Origin of the sequence: Corallococcus praedator (assembly GCF_003612125.1) — a bacterium.
GTDB lineage: Bacteria > Myxococcota > Myxococcia > Myxococcales > Myxococcaceae > Corallococcus > Corallococcus praedator.
In genome coordinates, this window is record NZ_RAWI01001350.1 from 1 (window position 1) to 398 (window position 398).

General features: G+C 75.4%; 1 protein-coding gene. It reads left to right on the forward strand.

Annotated features, from left to right (window positions below; genetic code table 11):
- Positions 1 to 44 precede the first annotated feature (44 nt).
- On the forward strand, positions 45 to 398 hold a 354-nt coding region (locus tag D7Y13_RS44415; RefSeq protein ID WP_208734744.1), incomplete at its 3' end, for a hypothetical protein.

Genomic DNA, 398 nt, shown 5'->3' on the forward strand with positions numbered 1-398 from the left:
CGGCAACAGCGGCCACGGCAACGGCGACGACGACGACCCGGGCCGTGGGCGCGACCGGGGTGGCGATGACGACTGACGGCGCCGACCGGGGCCGGTCGCGTCGCCGGCTGGTCCGGCTGACGCCCATCGTCGCCATCGTGGCGATCCAGGCCCTGTCGGCGGTCCTGTTCATCGCCAACATCGCCTTCTCGGTGATCGGCGCGGCGCCGGTGGCCTGGATCCTCTACGAGCTGACCGAGATCGGCGCCGCCGTGGGCCTCATCCTCGGCATGGTGCTCGGCGGGATCGCGCTGCGCCGGTCGCTGCGCCGCGCGGCCGAGGCCGAGGCGCGGCTGCGCGCCGCCCAGGGCGCGTTCATGACCCTGCTGGAGGAGCGGCTGGACGGCTGGGGCCTGACC